An 18,516-nucleotide genomic window follows, 5' to 3' on the forward strand; every position below is an offset into this window, starting at 1 on the left:
CGATTTTGATTAGCCTGAAAGGGAAATTTATCTACCGATATCAATCACGTCCTTTTTCAGGTGTTTCCAGTGTATGACTGCGCTGCATAGGTTATCCAAACTCGAGACCACCTGCTTGATGACATTGTTGAGGGTAGAAATCGGAAATTCGATCGGTTGGACTTTCAGTTCCTGGTACAGGTCCGCCATCCAAACCTTATATTGCTTGGCATTTTCCCCTATCCAATCCGGGGCCTTATCCGGGACCTTTTCCAGCTTCATATAATCCTCCAAAACGTCCAAAAATTCCATGGTGTAATCCCGCAACTTCCGATGCACCGCAATGACCGCACGGTCCTCTTCGTCCTCCATGTCCCGGACATTGTGCATCACGTCCTTGATATCCTTTGCCGAATAGACCAGCGTCCGTAGCGCCAGCAGCAATGAGGTTAGCTTCGTGGAATCCTCTTCACTGAGGGTCTCCTCCTGCAAGGCGATCTGGTATTTGGTAATTTCATCCTCTAGGGACTTGATTTGGCTATACTCATCCATCAAGTCAACGGGTTTGTACAGGATTTTCCTCCAGATCGACATCCCATCTTCCGAAGCATCCCCCCCGTCCCATACATTGATGATAAAGTTGAGCGTCCTGTCAAACACCAGTTGGATTTCCTTTTCCAAAGCCTTGAGCGCAACATCAGGCAATTTGGGGCTTACATTCTTGATAAATTGGGTCAAGCCCTTTGGTTCGGACTTGACAAACCACTTCTTGAGCCAATTTTCATACTGCGGCACAAATGGGAAGAAAACCAAAATACCCAGCAAATTGAATAGGGTATTGAAAAAAACCAACTCAATCAGTGGGTCCTGGATCGAAAATGTGCCCATGGTAAAATCCACCAACTCATCCACAAATAAAAACACCAAGAGCCCAGTCAGGACATTGAAAACAAAATGGGCAAGCGCCAATCTTTTCTTGTCGGCAGTGCCTCCCAAGGAACCTATACCAACCGTGACCGTAGTGCCGATATTGGCCCCGATGATCAGCACGGCCCCCTGATGCAGCCCAATCATTCCCGCACTCATTGCGCTCAGAATGATCACCACCATGGCCGAACTCGATTGGATCAAAGCCGTCACCACAATCCCCACCAATAGGAAGGCCAAATTTCCAAAAGTTGCGATTTTTTGTAGATCCAGTTGGTAAGCTATCTGCTCGATGGAGGTCTTCATAAAGTCCAGGCCCAAAAACATCAACCCAAACCCCAGCAGCAATAAGCCAAGGTTCCGTAACTTGACCCGGGACTCAAAAAACAGGTACAATAAAATTCCTATCCCCAAAAACGGGGTTGAAATGGCCTCCACACTCATCTTGAATCCCAAGGTCGCCACGATCCAAGCCGTGACGGTTGTGCCCAAATTGGCACCCAATACGACACCGATGGCATTTCGCAAACTAAGTACCCCCGCCCCCAAAAATGCCAAGACCATCAGCGTCACTAAAGAACTACTCTGCAGGACCGCTGTCACGACGGCACCGACCAAAATGGCGCTGAGCGTATTGTTGGTAAAGCGCTGCATCCAAGTCCTAAAGGCCTTTCCGGCCATTTCCCGGATGGCATTCTCCAGCTGATGCATGCCCCAGAGGAACAAGCCGATACCTGCCAGAAATTTCCAGAAATCAAAACTCCCCTGATCCATGATAGTAGTACAGCCTTACCAAATATAACCACAAGGGGCGAAAAATAGGCGATCTAGATGGACAATCAATCGCCTTTTTGCGGAGCTGGGTGGAAGGGAAAGCAGGGGTTAAGGGCTGACCCAACATTCTCCGCATTGCTTCGTCAGGACACAATAAAGTCGAAGAAGTTGAGCATGCTGCAAAAGCGCACGCCAAGCTTCATGTCTACATGAATTCGAAAACCAGCATGGAATCATCCCAAAATATCAGCCAGTCCACGAAAGAGGTTCAAGGGGTACTCCGCCCAGCGGTTGCACAGGTAGAGATATCACTCTTTTCCATAGACCACATAGATGCGGCATTGGTAGCCCTGTATTCTGTAAGGTTCAAATTCCTCGTTGCAAATACCAAGAAAGCGTTCGAGGACAAAGTTTCAGGTCAGCCGTGCCGGAGCGTTTCATTGGAATGGATTTTAGCTTGTGATAGATGCAAACATGGATAGTACGCGGGGCAGGGCAAAGACCCTACTACCTTCCATTCAATAACTAATTTTCGCAAAAAATGATATTGAAATGTGCTTCGTATAGCCGATGCAAGTACCAAAATCGGCGAAATCCCCGAAACCACCCAAACGCCTCAAAAGCAAATTACCACGCTTTGAATCCCTTTTCATCGGCTTCACTTTCCTTTTTTTTCCCTTAAAGGTACAAGGCTCCAATTTGGTGTCATCAAACATTCATTCAACCAATGCCCAACACACCATTTATGCGAATTATTCTTGCGGTCGGAGTGGTCTACCTCAGTTGCCTCCCACTTCAGGCCCAAGAAATCCACCTCCACAGCCTCGAAGAGGTGCTGCTCTTCGCCAAGGCCAATGCCCCCGAGCAAAAGATCTGGAAAATGCAGGGACAGCAGCAAGAATATGCCCCCCGAATGAGCAGCGCTGAGCTGCTTCCAAAAGTACGCCTATTCGCCACTTGGGACAACTACCTCCAGCTCCCCGTGCAGCTTCTGCCCTCCGAGGCGGTGGGTGGCGAGCCAGGTACCTTCACGGAAATCCGTTTTGGCACCCAATTTCAAACAAGTACCGGCATTGAAGCTTCCTTGCCGCTTTTTGACCCTGAGCTCTGGAGTAGGATCAAAACGGAGCGCCTGCGGTCCCGCTACAACCTGCAGGATATCTCCCAACAAGAACAGGCTTGGACCGAGGACATTGCCAGGGCCTACTACCAGCTCCTGCTCCATCAGGAAAGCCGAAAACTCGCCGAAGCACGCCACCACCTGTCGGACTCGATCTACCGCCTTGCGGAAATTACCTACCAAACCGGGGAAATGGAGCCGCTACCTTTCCAAAGAATCCAAGCAACGGCACTTGCAGCCCAAAACGCACTTTCCAGACAGAAAAAACAGGAGGAAAATGCCAGGCAAACCCTGCGCAGCCTGATTGGCGCAGGAGAACGGATACTGCTTTTTGACGAAAAGATCAAGGCATCTGAGCTGAAGCCCGCATTTGCCGACTATGAGCTGGCGGCGCTGCCCGAATGGAAAAAAGCCGATCTCCTCGTCAACATGAATGAACAATCCTGGAAAAATTCCCGGGCCAAGCACCTGCCGAGGCTTGCAGCCAGCGGACAGTTCTTCCAACAGGCCTTGGGCAACGAATTTGGCCTGCGCGAGGCCGGCACTTTTGAAGTCGGCGTCATTGGCCTGAGCCTGAATTGGGACATTTTCCAAGGGAACTTCAAAAGACTTAAAACCAAAACTGCCTATCTGGACTGGCAGATATCCAAAGAACAGCAACAGCGCACCCGTGAATTACTTGCCGAAGAACGCGACAGACTCGAAACGGACCTGATCCAAAACCAAGGACTTGTGACAGGATTCGGACCGCTCTTGAACCTCTATGCCGAAAATTTCCGGTTGGCGGGTATTCAGTGGGCAGAAGGTCAGATCTCTGTCGATGAACTCCTTCAGGTGGAGCGCGAATGGATCGAGCAACAGCAAGAATACCTGATCGCGCTTTCCGACCTCTTTACTTCCAAAGCATTGCTTGCCATCAGAAACCAATCTTACGCCGAAAACCGATGAAATACCTATCACAAACAATCCGCATGACCATCCTTGCATCCGCTACCGCGGCGGTCATGCTCTCCTGCACCGAGCCCAATACGCAGACGCCGCAGACCAAATCCGTCACCGAAGCCGTCTATGCCTCAGGCTACCTTGAGGCGCTCGACCAGGCAGTGATCCGCTCCCAAGTCGAGGGGGTACTGCTGGAATCCTTTGTAAACGAAGGGGAGCGCGTCAGCAAAGGTCAGCTGCTGTTCACGCTTTCCGGTGTCGCCCTTGACAGCCGCCTTCAAGCGGCGCAAACTGCCTATGAGATTGCCAAGCGAAATGCTTCCGATTCCTCACCGGTATTGGAGGAAGCCCGAAAGGGTGTAGCCATCGCGAGGGAGCAGTTTGTTGCCGACTCCCTGAATTGGCTCAGACAATCGAGATTGTACGAGCAAAAAGCGGCTTCCATTTCCCAATATGAAAACGCCAAAAAAGCTTACGAATCTTCCCGCCAAAGCCTCGAGCGCAGCATCGTCCAACTCAAAGGCAAGCAGGACCAGGTAATCCGGGACCTCGACGCCAGCCGCAAAGACCTGCGCACGGTACAGGATGAATTGGACTTCTTCCAAGTGAAAAGCGATCGGGACGGGATATTCTATGAGTCACCGTTTTCTCCCGGAGAACTGATCAAAAAGGGAGACATCCTCGCGGTCATCGGCTCAGACCGGGGCTATTTGGGCAGCCTAAAGATCGACGAAAAAGACATCAGCCGCGTGAGACTCGGCCAGGACGTACTCTTGGAAATGGATGCCTTTCCCGACAAGACCTTCCAAGCAACAGTCAGCAAAATCTATTCAAGAATCGATCCCGTCGACCAGATGCTGCGGGTGGATGCTGAACTGAAGGACAGCCTTCCCGCCTCCCTCACCGGACTGGCTTTGGAAGCGAACATTGTGATACGGGAAAAACCCGAGGCACTCGTCATCCCAGGAAATCTCCTGCTGCCAGGCGATAGCGTCCTGGTCTTCCAAGAAGGAAAAGAACAGAAAATCAAGGTACTCACCGGAATCCGCACCCTTTCGGAAGTAGAAGTATTGGAAGGGCTCAGCGCAGAATCAAACCTGATCAAACGATGAACGTCATCTTCAAAATCGCCAAAACCCACCTGCTGTCCAAGCCCAAGCAAACCATCGTCGCCATGCTCGGCGTGACCTTTGGCATCGGGATGTACATCATGATGATCAGCCTGATGACCGGGCTCAACAACTTCACCGAGGACCTGACCAAAATCGCTTCCGCCGACATCCGCATCTACAAGGACATCACCGAGCCCCGTGCCACGCTCCTCGATAGGATCCGACCCGAGGGACTCAACCAGGTGCACAGCGTAAAGCCCAAAAACGAGTCCGATAAAATCCGCAACGCCCGGCAGATCGCCGAACTGCTCCGAAAGGATCCCGAAGTGATCGGTGTCGCGCCGCGGTTGACCAGTCAGGTGTTTTACAACTTCGGCCCCGTGAAACTCAACGGCTCTGTCGCAGGAGTCGATATCATGGAAGAGGACAAACTCTTTGCCCTCAACACCAAAATCAAGGCGGGATCACTTGCGGCATTGAAAACCACTTCCAATGGCCTGATCATCGGATCGGGCTTGGCCAAAAAGCTCTCCGCCAACGTGGGGGATTTGCTCATGGTCACTACGCCCCAAGGGGTGATTTACACCATGAAAGTCGTCGGCATCTTCCAGCTTGGACTCGGCGAAATCGACAATGTACGCAGCTATGCCAACCTCGCTACCGTCCAAAAACTCCTGGGAAAAGATGCCAGCTACATCACCGACCTCAACCTGAAGATCACCAACTACCGGGCAGCACGCCTGAAGGCGGAGGGCATCCAGGCCAACTTTGGCTATAAAGCCGAGGACTGGGAGACAGCCAATTCCACCCTACTGGCCGGAGCTATTATCCGGGATATCATGACCTACTCGGTATCGATCACGCTGTTGATCGTGGCTGGATTTGGGATTTACAACATCCTCAACATGACCATCTACAGCAAGATGAAAGACATCGCGATCCTCAAAGCCACCGGATTTGCCGCCAAAGACGTCACCGGCATTTTCCTGACCCAGTCGCTGATCATCGGATTGGTGGGAAGTCTCCTCGGCCTGGTGGTCGGATATGTCTTCTCGCTGCTCTTGGCCCAAGTCCCTTTTGATGGCGGGGAACTGCTCGCTTTGGACTCCCTCCCGATCAACTTTGACTCGAAATACTACTTCATCGGCATCGTATTCGGTGTGCTGACTACCGCCGTAGCTGGATGGATGCCTTCCCGAAAAGCCGGAAAAATTGACCCCATCGAAATCATCAGAGGCATATGAGCGCAGACAACATCCTTTTGAAAACCCAGGGAATTACCAAGTATTTCCATGAGCCCGAAACATTCCAAGTCCTGAAGGAAATCGACATCGAGGTGACGCGGGGTGAATTCCTCAGCCTGATCGGAAAATCAGGGAGCGGAAAATCCACGCTCCTCTACCTGCTCAGCACCATGGACATGGACTTCGAAGGCAAGCTGCAGATCAATGCCGAGGAACTCACGGGAAAGTCACCGGATTACCTCGCCCGCTTCCGCAACGAACACATCGGCTTTGTCTTCCAATTTCACTTCCTGCTGCCGGAGTTCACCGCCCTCGAAAACGTGATGATCCCAGCGCTCAAGCTCAAGAAACATTCCGAGGAAGTGATCCGACAAAAGGCTATGGAGAAACTCGACCTGCTCGGCATCGCCGACCAAGCCAACAAAGCATCTTCGAGGCTCTCGGGCGGACAGCAGCAGCGGGTGGCCATCGCGCGGGCACTCATCAATGATCCCCTGCTGATCATGGGTGATGAGCCAACAGGAAATCTCGATTCGGTCAATTCCAACATTGTTTTCAATACCTTTCGGAAACTTACCCGGGACTTGGGCCAAACCATCATCACCGTCACGCACGACGATGATTTCGCAGCAAAAACAGACCGCATCATTGAGATGAAAGATGGCCGAATCATTTCCTAAACTCGGATTTTGGAGGCTTGTCAATGAAAGGGACGCGCAACGCCAAGCCTATGTCCGAGGATTTGAACGAAGCCTCGATAACTGGAATTCCCTGTACCCTCAGTTGACAGGACCAAAAAAAACACGTAACCTTCGCCCCATACGCGCAAGATGAAGATCAAGAAGAACATTTGGATCGAATATGCCATCATCGCATTCGTCACCCTTTTCAGTGGATTGGCGCGCTACCTCCTGTGGGACGACTTGGGTCTGAAAGGCGAGTTTCCCCCGGAGACAATCGGCTTTTCCTTCCTGTTTTTGGTCCTGAGCTGGGAGTTTTTTAAGGGAATGGAAAGGTACCTGAACCGCGTGCTCCCCTATTCCAAAGGTTTGGCGCTGCGCATGGCTGTCCAACTCCTGATTGGGGCTGTCTACATGCTCATCATCAACAGGGTACTCTTCATGGTCGCCGGCAAATACCTCGAAGGATCGCTTTCCGTGATGTTCAGCATGACCACCTACGCCACCTTTGCGACCTTGTCCTTTCTGATCAACAGCATTTTCTTTGGAAAATATTTCTTCAACGAATGGAAAAAAAGCCTGCTGCATGCCGAGCGACTGGAGCGGGAAAAGACCCAAGTCCAGTTTGACAACCTCAAAAACCAACTGAATCCGCATTTTCTGTTCAACTCCCTGAGTTCACTGCACAGCCTCATCATCGATCAGCCTGCGCTGGCTTCGGAGTACGTGACCAACCTGTCCAAGGTATACCGCTATGTGCTGCTGCACGAAAACAAATCGCTTGTACCGCTGCGGGAAGAGCTCGCGTTTATCGGACATTTTGTTTTCTTGCTGGAAACCCGCTTTGGCAAAGGAGTCGACATCTCCATCGATATCCCCGAGGAAGCCAAAAACGGGGGAATCGTTCCCGTCACGTTGCAGATCCTGTTGGAAAACTGCATCAAGCACAACGCCATCGATCCCGAAGATCCGCTGCGGATTGAGATTAAGGCTGAAGGGCAAACGCTCCGCGTCAGCAATTCGATCCATCCCAAGGTACAGGTCTTGGAATCCAACGGGAGAGGCCTAGCCGACCTCGCCAAACTCTACAGCTATCTCAGTCCCCAAGCCTTAGAGACCGAGTCCAGCCCGGGCAAGTTTGCTGTCATCATTCCTTTGATCCCCCAATCCTCCTGACCTATGAACGGCTTTTCCCCCAACGAACCGATCCGCATCCTCATCCTCGAAGATGAGCCCTTGGTGGCAGATGGACTGCGCAAGCATATCATGGACTTGCTGCCGCAGACAGAGCTATTGGCCATATTGCCGAGCGTGAAGAAAGCCCTCGACTGGTTCGAAAAGGACCAGGAGGTGGACATCATTTTCTCCGATATCCAGTTGGCGGACGGCATCAGCTTTGACCTGTTCAAGCGCTACGAACCCAAGTGTCCGGTGATCTTCACGACAGCTTTTGACCAATATGCGATTCGGGCCTTCGAGGTCAACAGCGTGGATTTTCTCTTGAAACCCATCGAAAAAAAGGAACTCCAAAATGCCTTGGAAAAGCTCCGCAAACGGCGGGAGTCCTTTGTCCTACCGGAGCTTCGCAGGGCCTTGGAGCGCGTCAAGTCCGGAAAAGTCTACCTCGAAAGGCTGCTGGTCACGGTCCACAACAGCCTGGTGCCCATCACGATCGCAGATGTTTCGGGCTTCGTGAAGGAAGAACTGATCTTTTTGATTTCCCGGGAGGGAAAGCGGTACATCACGGACTTTCAGACCATGGAAGAACTGGACAGCAAGCTGGACCCTGCGGTTTTTTTCCGTGCCAACCGGCAGACCATCATCCGCATCGACGAGGTCAAGCAGATCAGACCCACCTACAAGGGCCTTGAGGTATCCCTCAAAAACCCCCTGCTCCAATCCGTCGAAATAAGCCGCGAGCGCAGCCCCCAATTCAAACGCTGGATGCTGGGGGGTGAGTAGGTGAGGTTTGGGTGGGTGTTTCTGCAAGCATTTTCAAAAAATCGGGTGCTTGTGTAAAAATGGCTAGTTACTTGATTCAAGTGGAGGGTTTGCAACGGCTCTGGCTGTTGTGTGTTGGCCTCCTACATATCGTTCCCTAGTACTATCCTATTTGCGGAATTTGTGTCGAACGTCAGGCCTTCTGAGGTGTTTCAACTTCGTGTTTTTTGGAAAAAACTTTAAGATTCTGTCCAGCTTGGGTAAGTTGGAAGCTCTTTTGCAAGCTTTGGTATGTGCTTGGTTTTGTGCGGCTTGCAAATGTGCTTACACCTGCGCGTTGGCTGTCTTTATAACTCCTCATTCTCAAAATACTGGTTCAAATAGTCTTTCGTCAAATCTGATTCTAAAAACTCTCTTGCCTTCTTGTCAGAAATTGGGATAATCTGTTTCATGATTTGGTTATCAATATTTGGTCTCACTTCAATATCTTCTTTTGGTAATTTCAATGAAACAGATAGCAGTTTTCTTTCTGGATTATCTCTCAAAGCATCTGAAATAACACCATTAATGTGTTCATCATAAAAGCTATATCCGATACTCACAATCATTTTGGATTCAAATATTCTTCTCCTGAATTCTGAAAAAAGGAACAAGTAAGGGTCTATATATTGCATTTTATATTGCGTGCCAAAAATCCAATCAGGATTGCTTGATTCACCATTTGAATATGTTAACCTTTTTGTCTTTTCTTCTCTTTCCCAATCAACAGAACCGTGCAGTTTATAAAGAAAAACATCAATATTTTCTAATGGCTGTATAAATCGTCTGAAATTCCAATAGCCACCTTCTTCGGTATCAAAACCTCTTTCAACTTTTGCATTTCCTAGAGCTAATTCAATACATAAGTCGTAGTTCAATGAAAAAATGTGTAAGGGAAAATTCATTTCGTTTTTGAAAGATAAGAACCTTTCAAAGTAGCCAATTCGCTGTCTTTTAGCGTTGTCTATTTTTACCCATTCTGCCAACTTTCCTCTGATCTTTTTATCAAAGGACTTTATTAGGTCAAATTCATCTTTAACAACTTCATCAAATTTCACTATCCAAGAACCGATAAAAGGATAAAGTGGGTGTTCTTCTTTTTTTAGAAGTTCTTGAATGATGTTTAATAACACTTCTAAATTGAAATATGCCTCTTTGCCTTGAATCTCATAAGAGTAATTATAACTGGCTTTTATAAGATGATAGAGTTGGTAGTAGCTTTTCCAATCATCCTTGTTGACTATAAAATCTCGAACATCTTTTTCCATTACGGAAAGTATCGGTATCCCTGCATCTGCACTTGCACCTGCTCCAAGAATAAAAATTATATCGTTGTCCCTTACTAGCATATTATAAAAACCAAGGTTTGTTATTATCTGTGATTACCTGTTCTAAATTAAAGTCATTGAAATTCTTATTGAAGTCTGAAATGAGCTTTGGATAAAACAGCGAAACTGGTAAAGCCTTAGCGTTGAAACCTCTAAAATTTGCTCCTGAAAGATTCAAAATTTCTTGCAAATGTTCAGAATGATTTACTTCAGTTCCTCTTGGATGTAAAAATTCAATTATCAATGGATGAGCGTATCTTTTGTTTGCGTTAGGGGAGTGAAAATTTAAACCTTCTGTCCATACTAAAAACTCGTGAAAACTTAATTCTGCAAAGGTGCTTTCATATGGCGCAAGACTATTCTGCAATAAGTTGAATCCAAGAAATTTTGAGGTGTCATTAATTCTTATCATTGCAACTGATACGGAACTATTCTTCTGCTGAATAACCTCTTTAATTGTGTCAATTTCCTCCTGTCTTATTTTATATGGAAGATGAAAGACGATTTTTGAATATGACTGATTTTCTTCAATTAAAGCTCCAACATTGTTTGCAATTTCATTTAGATACTCACTTTTGTTAGAATGGTTAGCCAATGGCTTTATTGATACAAATTTTCCTGTTGACTCTACTAAAACTGAGTAAGCATAGAATCTTTGAATTTGATTTGTGTTTGGATTACGACTTTGTGAATGACCAATCCCAATCATCAACGTTTTTTGTTGGGTTGATTTAACCAACCAAGGAGTACCGCCTAATTTTGAGAATATTTGTAAACCAATACTTGATACAGACCATTTAAAAATATATTCATTCAATATGGTTTCATTATGAATTACCTGTAGCAAGATGTTGTCTTTAAGGCATCTGTTTTTTAGCGAGTAGTAAAAGCGTTCTTCATTTCTCGGAAAAACTGAAATTACAACTCTATTTCCTTGTGTTGGTATTTCTGCAACTGCCCTTTCAATTTCTTCATCTGAAAAGTCGGCAATTCTGATGGCAGTTAGATTTTCTTTAGGAGTAATTCTTGGGAGATTAAATTTTTCAAGTCCTTTGAAAGTATTGTATTTATCTCCATTTAAAGCCTTCATTAGTTCTAACATCAAAGACTTTTCAGCTTCACGAAACAAGAAGACATATTGCAAGTTGTTGTTTACTTGCTGAAATGGCCCATTGGACATAATGCCGTTGAATTGGGAATTTGAAGTTTTACCGTATGCAAACTCATAGATTTTAGTTGCAAGTAAATCACTTTCTATAGGTTCAAATGACTGTGATATTGAAATGCTGTTGGCTAATGGATTGATGGAATTATTTAATCTGCCAATAAACTCTTTGAAATACTTAAAACTGTCAATATGGAAGTTCTTATTACTTCTACCGTCATTATCGAGACTAAAAGAGAGTTGCTGCACTCTTTTGTTAAATGGCTGATTCTTATTGAGAAAAAATCGAAAACCTATAAGAAAACCGAATTTGTGTTTCTTTTTGAGAAAATAGGGTTCTAGCCAAACTGACCTAGTACCTTCGGGAAAACGTTCAATTTCAAAATATGTGCGTAGCTCATTAAAATCGCTTCTGTGATTATATTGTTTTATAGATTGTTGCTCGTTTATCCTCTGGTGTAATAATAAATGAATATACCATTCAGTTAAATAGTTATTTGTGTTTGCCTCAATTGTGAACGATTCAGAATTCTCAAACTGACTAAAACTCACCCAATAACTGGTGAAGTTTTCCGATTCCCCTTGGTTTCTTGGCAAATTGTATCTTCTTATGTTATCTGACCATTTTTTTTCTTGGTGCTCAACTAATCTGCGATAAACCGTAAATGAAAAATCCTGCTCATTAAGCGGTAAAAAATTAAGGACAATATTTTGTTTAATCTCTGACATAAGCTCAATATTTTATCAACTCCCCCCTAAACGCCCGCTGACTCAAACTCCCATACAAATTCTCTAACTCCTGCAAGCTTTGTTGGTATTGGGTTTTGAGGACTTCTGTTTTTTCTACGATTTGGGCAAATTGGGTTTGGAGTTCGATTGGTGGATTATATATTCTGAATTGCTTTATATCCTTTACGTTAACATGACCAACTGTTGAACCACTGTTTTTCTTTTTTGCTTGTCTGTAAACAAACTCCGAACGAACCATTGCCCAAAGAAATATGCTATTTGTTTTTTTGTAGTCAGGTCTAAATAACATTGTTCTTTGACCTAAAGAGAATTTATGAGTTTTAGGAATTCGAATTGCTTCTCCGTAAGTTCCTTCTCTTCCATAAACTATGTCGCCTGCTTCGGGGATTAATCGTTGTGTTCTTTTTTTATATTCATCTTCATCTAAATATTGCATTGAATCCCATGAAATATATCCGTTGGTTAACTCTGAGGTTCTAATGCAAGGGTAATTCGTAGCTTCTTTCGATTTTACAGGAGTTGAATGAGGGCAATCAACGATAACCGAACAAAGCTTTTCTAATGTTGTAAATGGTAAATTTTTTGGATTTTTTTCGGGGTCTCCAAACACCTCCAAAAAAGTGCTTTTCAAAAATTCATCCAGCAGGCGGATGCTATCGTTACGTTGGGCTATCAGGTTTTCGGCTTTGCTTAGGAGGTTGGCGATGAGGAGTTGGTCGGAAATGTACTCTGGAAATAAAATTTTAACCTGCCCCAAGTCTTTATTATTAAGTATTGGAACAATAGCACTTTTCGATTTATCAAGAAGTGATTGTTTATGTGCCTTTAACCAATAATATAAAAATTGAGAATCTACTTTTTTTGGGTCAGGATAGATCCCAGTGATTTGCTGATTTGAACTCGAAAAATCTGATGTTACACCTAATTTGCCGATATCTCCAATCGCACCAATCAAAACTGTATTTGGCTTGAATACAATCGCCTTTTTATCAGAAATAGCCTTTCCGGTAATTCCTCTTCGAGATTTTCCAAGGAATTTCCCTTTATCTAAGTCAGAGGGGGTATACCAGTTTATTTCTTCCCCAAAATATTCATGATTTGAGGTTGGAGGAGTCTTCCCTGTCCGTATCTCAAGTGCAATATTTTTAATTGTATCACTCAATATTTTCATCACAACAACTCTTTTAATTCCGCCAATCCTTTTTGAATATCGGCTTCTATGCTTTCCAGTTTCCCGAAGATCACATTCGGTTTATCATAGCTTACTTCTTCATACACTTCTTCTTTGTAGGTGCTCAGGTTCAGGTCGTAGTTGTTTGCTACTATTTCCTTTTTCGGCACAATAAAGTATTTCTGCTTTCGGTCGCTGTCTTTCTTTGCGTCTCTTGTTTTGTAGCGCTGCACGATGTCGGGCAGGTCGCTATCGGCTATTTTATTTCGCTTATCGTCTAAGGTATAGCCGTCTGCTTGCATGTCGTAAAACCACACATGGTCGGTCTCACCACCTTTGGTAAAAATCAAAATGGCGGTACTTACGCCCGCATAGGGCTTGAATACTCCGCTTGGCACGGCAATCACGGCTTTCAGTTCTGCTTTTTCGATAATCAGTTTCCGAACCGCTTCAAATGCCTTTCCGCTGTTTTGAATTACGCCACTTGGCACAATCACGGCAGCCGTTCCGCCCATTTTAAGCATGTTAAAAATACGTTCCACAAACAGCAGTTCTGTTTTGGTGGTGGGCAGTTTCAGCCCTTCGTTGATATCGCCTTTGTCAATGTTGCCCGTAAAGGGCGGATTTGCCATGATGATATCATATCGGCTGTCTTCATTGTAGCTTTTGCTGAGGGTGTCTTTGTAGTCGAGTTGCGGATTGTCGATTCCATGCATCATCAGGTTCATAATCCCCAATCGGACCATGGTGGTATCGATGTCATAGCCATACATACTCTTGGCCAAGATTTTTTTAAGTTCCTCTGTAAGTATGGCGCTGATGGTTGCCCTTTCGAAGCCATCCTCATCTTTGGTGAGCAGTTCGGGATTGGTTTTGCGAACCAGATCTGTAAGAATATATTGGTAATAGCCCAAAATAAACCCGCCTGTTCCACTGCTTGGGTCTGCCATAGTTTGACCCAATTGGGGGGCCACCAATTCAGCCATCAGTTTGATGATGTGCCGCGGCGTACGGAACTGTCCGTTTTTGCCTGCTGTGGCTATTTCGCTCAGCAGCATTTCATACACGTCACCCTGTATGTCCTGAAAAGCATGTCCGCCTTTAGTGGCATCCTTTTCGATTTCCTTAAATATATCTTCTACAATATTGATGGCCGAGACCAACAAACTTGCTTTGGGCATGATAAACACCGCATTTGCCATGTGCCGGGTAAAATTGTCGCCATTCCCGGGTTCAGTGGATTTGGGGGATTCAATGGCGTCTTTGTTATCACCATACGGCTCTATCGGTTCTGCAGCAATATTGAGATTGTAAGCTTTCTCTATTTCGCTAGGTTCATGATGCTGATTGTAGGCTTTCAAAAACGGAAACACTTTCATCTGCACATGCAGCAGCATTTCGTCAGCGGGCTTGTGTTTGAATACACTCCAGCGCAATTCGTTTTTGTCAATACTTTGGTCGCTGCCAGGGATGGTGAATTTGCCCGAAAACCGGGAAACATATTTTTCTCCTGTCCATTCGGCATCACGTTCCCGCTTGGCCTCCAAATCGTCCAAACGCTTCATAAAAATGAGGTAGGTAATTTGCTCGATCGCGGTCAGTGGATTGGCAATCCCGCCCTCCCAAAAGTTTTGCCAGAGCTTGTCGATAAGGGATTTTAATTGCGCGTTGTTTTGGAGCATTATTTCAGTTTCTGAATGTTTTTGGATTGTAACAAGGAGGTCATTTGTGTGATGGCCATGGCATTGAGTTGGATCAACCTTTCAGGTTGTTCCAGTCCCTGATGGATCAGCATGGCATTGATACTCTCAAGGTTGGACAGGACTACCAATTGCTCGATAGTGGCATGGTCTCGGACATTGCCTTCTTTGTCGGGATTTGCGTCCCGCCATTGCTTGGCTGTTTTGCCAAAGAGCGCCATATTGAGCAGATCGGCCTCTGAGGCATACACCATACCGATTTGGGATTTGTCTAGCATCTCAGGAATGAGTTTTTCCTTTACCGCATCTGTGTGTATTTGGTAGTTCACCTTTGCCAAGGTACGCTGGAAATTCCACTCCAACTGATTTCCATCGCTCTCCTGTTCTTTAAGCCGCTGATATTCTTTTACCAACAGCAACTGGAATTTGGGACTGATCCACATGCCAAATTGAAAAGCGATGTCTTTATGGGCATAGGTGCCACCATACCTGCCGGCTTTGGCCGTGATTCCGATGGCATTGGTGCTCTCCAGCCATTGCTTCACTGACAGCACAAAGTTGTTGCTCCCGGCTGCGTTTTTAATTGTACCGAATTCGGTATAATTAAAATCAGGATTGTACAAAGCCTCCCATTCACCAAGGTATTCGATAGTGCTCTTCAAACTGAGCCACTTAATGATGACTACATCCTGCAGTTGACTTCTGGCCATATCCGTCAGGGATATATAATCATCCAATTGCTGGGCAAGCACAGTAATCTCATTACCGTTGATGTTTATTTTCGAACTTTTCGGCATTAGGCAGCGAGCAGTTTTTCTGTAAGTACCAATATTTCGTTGATCTCCTCAGGGCTGAATACACCCCTTATCCCTTCCGGATGAATCATGGTAAATGGCGATTCAATCAGGTTGCGCTTTTGCAAATCTCCCTTTTCGAGGATAAAGCTTTTAAGCAAATCCAAAAACCGCAATTGCCTCCCCGAAAGATAGCTGTGGTTTTGAATAAAAGAATCGAAAGACTTTGCGACGGTTTCCGGAAAACTTTCGAGGACTTCTATTCCTAGTATGTGCTTGATAAATTGGATGAATTGGGCTTTGCGGTGGTTGTAAACCCGTCTCAACAAATCTATCGTGATGTGCGGATTCTCTTCGTGTAATTCATTTGCCAATTCATTCACCTCTTCCTCGGTGATCGGCTCCCCTTTTTGTATTTTCTGCAAAATAGGGTTGGTCGAAGTGAGCTCTTTGATTTTCTCCTCCACCATTGCCCTATATTTGGCAATACTTACCGCTTCATTTTGCGGACCAAATTCCACAAACTCTTTTTTGCTTGTGATGTCTCTAAAGTCAAATTTTGCAGGACCCAAGGGCGAAACTCTGGAATCAATAAACTTCATCAAGGGACTTAGCCTGAGAATGAGTTGATCGTATTTTTCTTCTGAAATCGTCGACCAGAACTTATTGCTCTGAGCGTCCGTAATGATTTCCCTTTCCCTGGCTACAATGTTCACCGACAATGGAAGCTCGGAGATTATCTCCACCAGGCTTTCCTTTAAGGTTTCGAATTTCACCTTGTCGTCTGTCAGTCCGACCAGTGAAATCTCCACCACATCCTTTTCGAAGCGCATGGCTTTAAAGTCTTCACCCGAAATGGTTCGCATCAATGGCTTTACAACAGCCCTGAGAAAGGCGATCTTATCCTCTGCCAGGGCAATCCAGAAGTTTTCATCTTCCAGCCGTTGAAGTTCATACTGGGCCTCCATCACGACGATGGAATTTTTGGGAAGAGCATCAATTTGTTTGCGAAGTTTCCGGATTTCGGATGCGACAATTTCGCTTAGTCCGATTTCTTGGGCTTTTTCGATTTTATCCAGTCGCAATCCAAAAAGTTTGACGGGAACAGGTATTTGGGCCTTCAGTTCTTTTCCTTTTGGTTTGAGTTTGAAGTATTCGAAGTTGTCCCAGCAGTCCAAGATCAGAAATACATCTTTCTCGGCACACCAAGGTTTCATTTTTGCAGGTTCGAGCAAGCGTGTGCCTCGCCCGATCATCTGCCAGAATTTGGTGTAGGAATACACAGGCTTTGCAAAAACCAGATTGACGAGTTCCCTCACATCTATTCCCGTGTCAAGCATGTCCACGCTGATAGCGACCCTTGGCATGTCTTTGTTTGTGAATTGGTCGAGCAAACCGCCTTTCCCATAAACCCTAGGGTCTTCCGAGACAAGCACTTTGGCCAATTCACCGTTGTATTCAGGGTAGAGGGAGTCGAATATTTGCTCCAGTCTGCGTGCATGGGCTTTACTTGCACAGAAGAAGATTGTTTTTCCAGGAAGTACGCCGTTTGGGTCTTTGATGCATTCTTCCATGAATTCTTTGACAATCAGGGCATTCGTTCCTTTGTTGACGACAGTTTTTTCCAGCTCAGTTCCTTCGTAATTGATCTCCTCGATTTCCTTTCCTTCGAGAATCAATCGTTTCTGGTCTTCAAGTGAGATAGTTCGTTTGTTGATACCTTCCTCCTGAAACTTGGTCTTGATTTTCATTACCTGAAAATTGCACAAGTACGGAGGGATGTTGTTTACCGCTTCTTCATAGGAATAGGCAAAAGTCGGGACACCATCCTCACAATTGAACAAACTGAAAGTATTGTGGTCGATAACATCAGTTGGTGTTGCTGTCAGTCCGAGCGTGATTGTATTAAAGTAATCCAAAACCTCCTGATAGGTATTGTAGATACTTCTGTGGCTTTCGTCTATCACAATAAGGTCGAAGAAATGGGGAGACCAACCTATCTCTTCATTGCGGACGATGTTTAGCATGGTGGGATAAGTTGAGACATAGATACGCCTGTCTTTTGCGATTTCCTTTTCACCCGGTTTCGGCCAGCGTGGTTCATTGGGTAAATGCTCTTTGAAAGCATCAAGTGCCTGGTCCCGAAGCGCAATCCGGTCTACCAGAAACAAAACCTTTTCCGCCCATCCGGCTCTCATGAGTGCTTCCACCATGGCGATGCAGGTTCTGGTTTTTCCAGTTCCGGTCGCCATCACCAAGAGGAATTTTCTTCTTTTCCGCTCCAAGTCCTCCATTACGGCACGAATAGCTCGGATTTGATAATCTCGACCGGCAATTTTGGTGTTGATCAATTCACCGGAAAGCGGCTTTTTGGCTTTACGAACGTAATTGTATCTCTCTAAATCATCCCTTGTTGGAAAACCATGCACCTTTCTAGGTGGGTAATTTTCCAAGTCCCAGAAAAATATTTCATGTCCGTTGGTATAAAAGCAAAAAGGTAAATCGCCCCCATGGTTTGATTGAATGTAGTAACAGTATTGTTTGGCCTGTTCCTTTCCAATACTTGCGTCAACGCTTGCTTTCTTTGCTTCAACCACTGCCAGAGGTTTACCATCTCTGCCCAACAAAACATAGTCGCTGTACTGATGTCCCGCGTAGGGTGAAGGAGCTTCCCGGACAAGATTTTCGTCAATGATTATATCGTATTCTTCAATCACCTGAGTTCGGTCAGCGACATTCCAACCAGCTCGTATTAGGCGGTTGTCAATGATTTCCTTCCTTGTCAGTTTTTCGTTTTTCACCCGTGATCTTTAAAAAGTTGCCTTTTTTCTGTTTTGCTAAAATAGTTGA

At 45.6% G+C, this 18,516-nt stretch carries 14 protein-coding genes; 7 read left to right on the plus strand and 7 right to left on the minus strand.

Translation table 11 applies throughout. The annotated features are described in order from the left end of the window. Positions 1 to 27: 27 nt before the first annotated feature. Positions 28 to 1,680 carry a Na/Pi cotransporter family protein gene (locus tag L0U89_RS03825; protein ID WP_234860314.1) on the minus strand — a complete coding sequence of 551 codons (1,653 nt, stop codon included), beginning with the start codon at positions 1,678 to 1,680 and terminating at the stop codon, positions 28 to 30. A gap of 227 nt (positions 1,681 to 1,907) precedes the next feature. Between L0U89_RS03825 and L0U89_RS03830 the strand changes: the two genes are divergently transcribed. The 7 genes from L0U89_RS03830 to L0U89_RS03860 all read left to right on the plus strand — a co-directional run bounded on the left by L0U89_RS03830 (position 1,908) and on the right by L0U89_RS03860 (position 8,740). After that, a complete protein-coding gene (locus tag L0U89_RS03830; RefSeq protein ID WP_234860315.1) occupies positions 1,908 to 2,162 on the plus strand; it encodes a hypothetical protein in 255 nt (84 codons plus the stop codon). Between the two features lie 263 nt (positions 2,163 to 2,425). Then, positions 2,426 to 3,748, plus strand: a complete 1,323-nt coding sequence (locus L0U89_RS03835; protein WP_234860316.1) for a TolC family protein — start codon at positions 2,426 to 2,428, stop codon at positions 3,746 to 3,748. Beyond that, entirely contained in the window at positions 3,745 to 4,854 is a 1,110-nt protein-coding gene (locus tag L0U89_RS03840) for an efflux RND transporter periplasmic adaptor subunit (RefSeq protein WP_234860317.1), read from the plus strand. The genes L0U89_RS03835 and L0U89_RS03840 overlap by 4 nt, the downstream gene beginning before the upstream one ends. After that, positions 4,851 to 6,098, plus strand: a complete 1,248-nt coding sequence (locus L0U89_RS03845) for an ABC transporter permease (RefSeq protein ID WP_234860318.1) — start codon at positions 4,851 to 4,853, stop codon at positions 6,096 to 6,098. The genes L0U89_RS03840 and L0U89_RS03845 overlap by 4 nt, the downstream gene beginning before the upstream one ends. After that, positions 6,095 to 6,778: an ABC transporter ATP-binding protein gene (locus L0U89_RS03850; protein WP_234860319.1), complete on the plus strand. Its 684-nt coding sequence runs from the start codon at positions 6,095 to 6,097 to the stop codon at positions 6,776 to 6,778. The genes L0U89_RS03845 and L0U89_RS03850 overlap by 4 nt, the downstream gene beginning before the upstream one ends. Positions 6,779 to 6,928: 150 nt before the next feature. After that, positions 6,929 to 7,954: a sensor histidine kinase gene (locus L0U89_RS03855; protein ID WP_234860320.1), complete on the plus strand. Its 1,026-nt coding sequence runs from the start codon at positions 6,929 to 6,931 to the stop codon at positions 7,952 to 7,954. Positions 7,955 to 7,957: 3 nt separating this feature from the next. Continuing rightward, entirely contained in the window at positions 7,958 to 8,740 is a 783-nt protein-coding gene (locus L0U89_RS03860) for a LytR/AlgR family response regulator transcription factor (protein WP_234860321.1), read from the plus strand. A gap of 326 nt (positions 8,741 to 9,066) precedes the next feature. Here L0U89_RS03860 and L0U89_RS03865 read toward each other — a convergent pair whose 3' ends face one another. Genes L0U89_RS03865 through L0U89_RS03890 form a run of 6 tightly spaced genes read right to left on the minus strand, consistent with a single transcriptional unit; the run spans position 9,067 to position 18,467 of the window. Next, positions 9,067 to 10,107 (minus strand): SIR2 family protein, encoded by a 1,041-nt coding sequence (locus tag L0U89_RS03865; RefSeq protein ID WP_234860322.1) that lies wholly within the window; start codon positions 10,105 to 10,107, stop codon positions 9,067 to 9,069. A 1-nt stretch (position 10,108) separates the two neighbouring features. Next, positions 10,109 to 11,980, minus strand: a complete 1,872-nt coding sequence (locus L0U89_RS03870) for a Piwi domain-containing protein (RefSeq protein ID WP_234860323.1) — start codon at positions 11,978 to 11,980, stop codon at positions 10,109 to 10,111. Between the two features lie 4 nt (positions 11,981 to 11,984). After that, the gene (locus L0U89_RS03875) at positions 11,985 to 13,172 is read right to left on the minus strand and encodes a restriction endonuclease subunit S (RefSeq protein ID WP_234860324.1); all 1,188 of its coding nucleotides are present in this window, start codon (positions 13,170 to 13,172) and stop codon (positions 11,985 to 11,987) included. Further along, positions 13,172 to 14,854, minus strand: a complete 1,683-nt coding sequence (locus L0U89_RS03880; RefSeq protein WP_234860325.1) for a type I restriction-modification system subunit M — start codon at positions 14,852 to 14,854, stop codon at positions 13,172 to 13,174. Before L0U89_RS03880 ends, L0U89_RS03875 begins: the two co-directional genes overlap by 1 nt. Further along, entirely contained in the window at positions 14,854 to 15,669 is an 816-nt protein-coding gene (locus L0U89_RS03885; RefSeq protein WP_234860326.1) for a KilA-N domain-containing protein, read from the minus strand. The genes L0U89_RS03880 and L0U89_RS03885 overlap by 1 nt, the downstream gene beginning before the upstream one ends. Then, the gene (locus L0U89_RS03890; protein ID WP_234860327.1) at positions 15,669 to 18,467 is read right to left on the minus strand and encodes a type I restriction endonuclease subunit R; all 2,799 of its coding nucleotides are present in this window, start codon (positions 18,465 to 18,467) and stop codon (positions 15,669 to 15,671) included. Before L0U89_RS03890 ends, L0U89_RS03885 begins: the two co-directional genes overlap by 1 nt. Positions 18,468 to 18,516: the final 49 nt, after the last annotated feature.

The organism is Mariniradius sediminis, from assembly GCF_021491425.1.
GTDB classification, from domain to species: Bacteria; Bacteroidota; Bacteroidia; order Cytophagales; family Cyclobacteriaceae; genus Mariniradius; species Mariniradius saccharolyticus.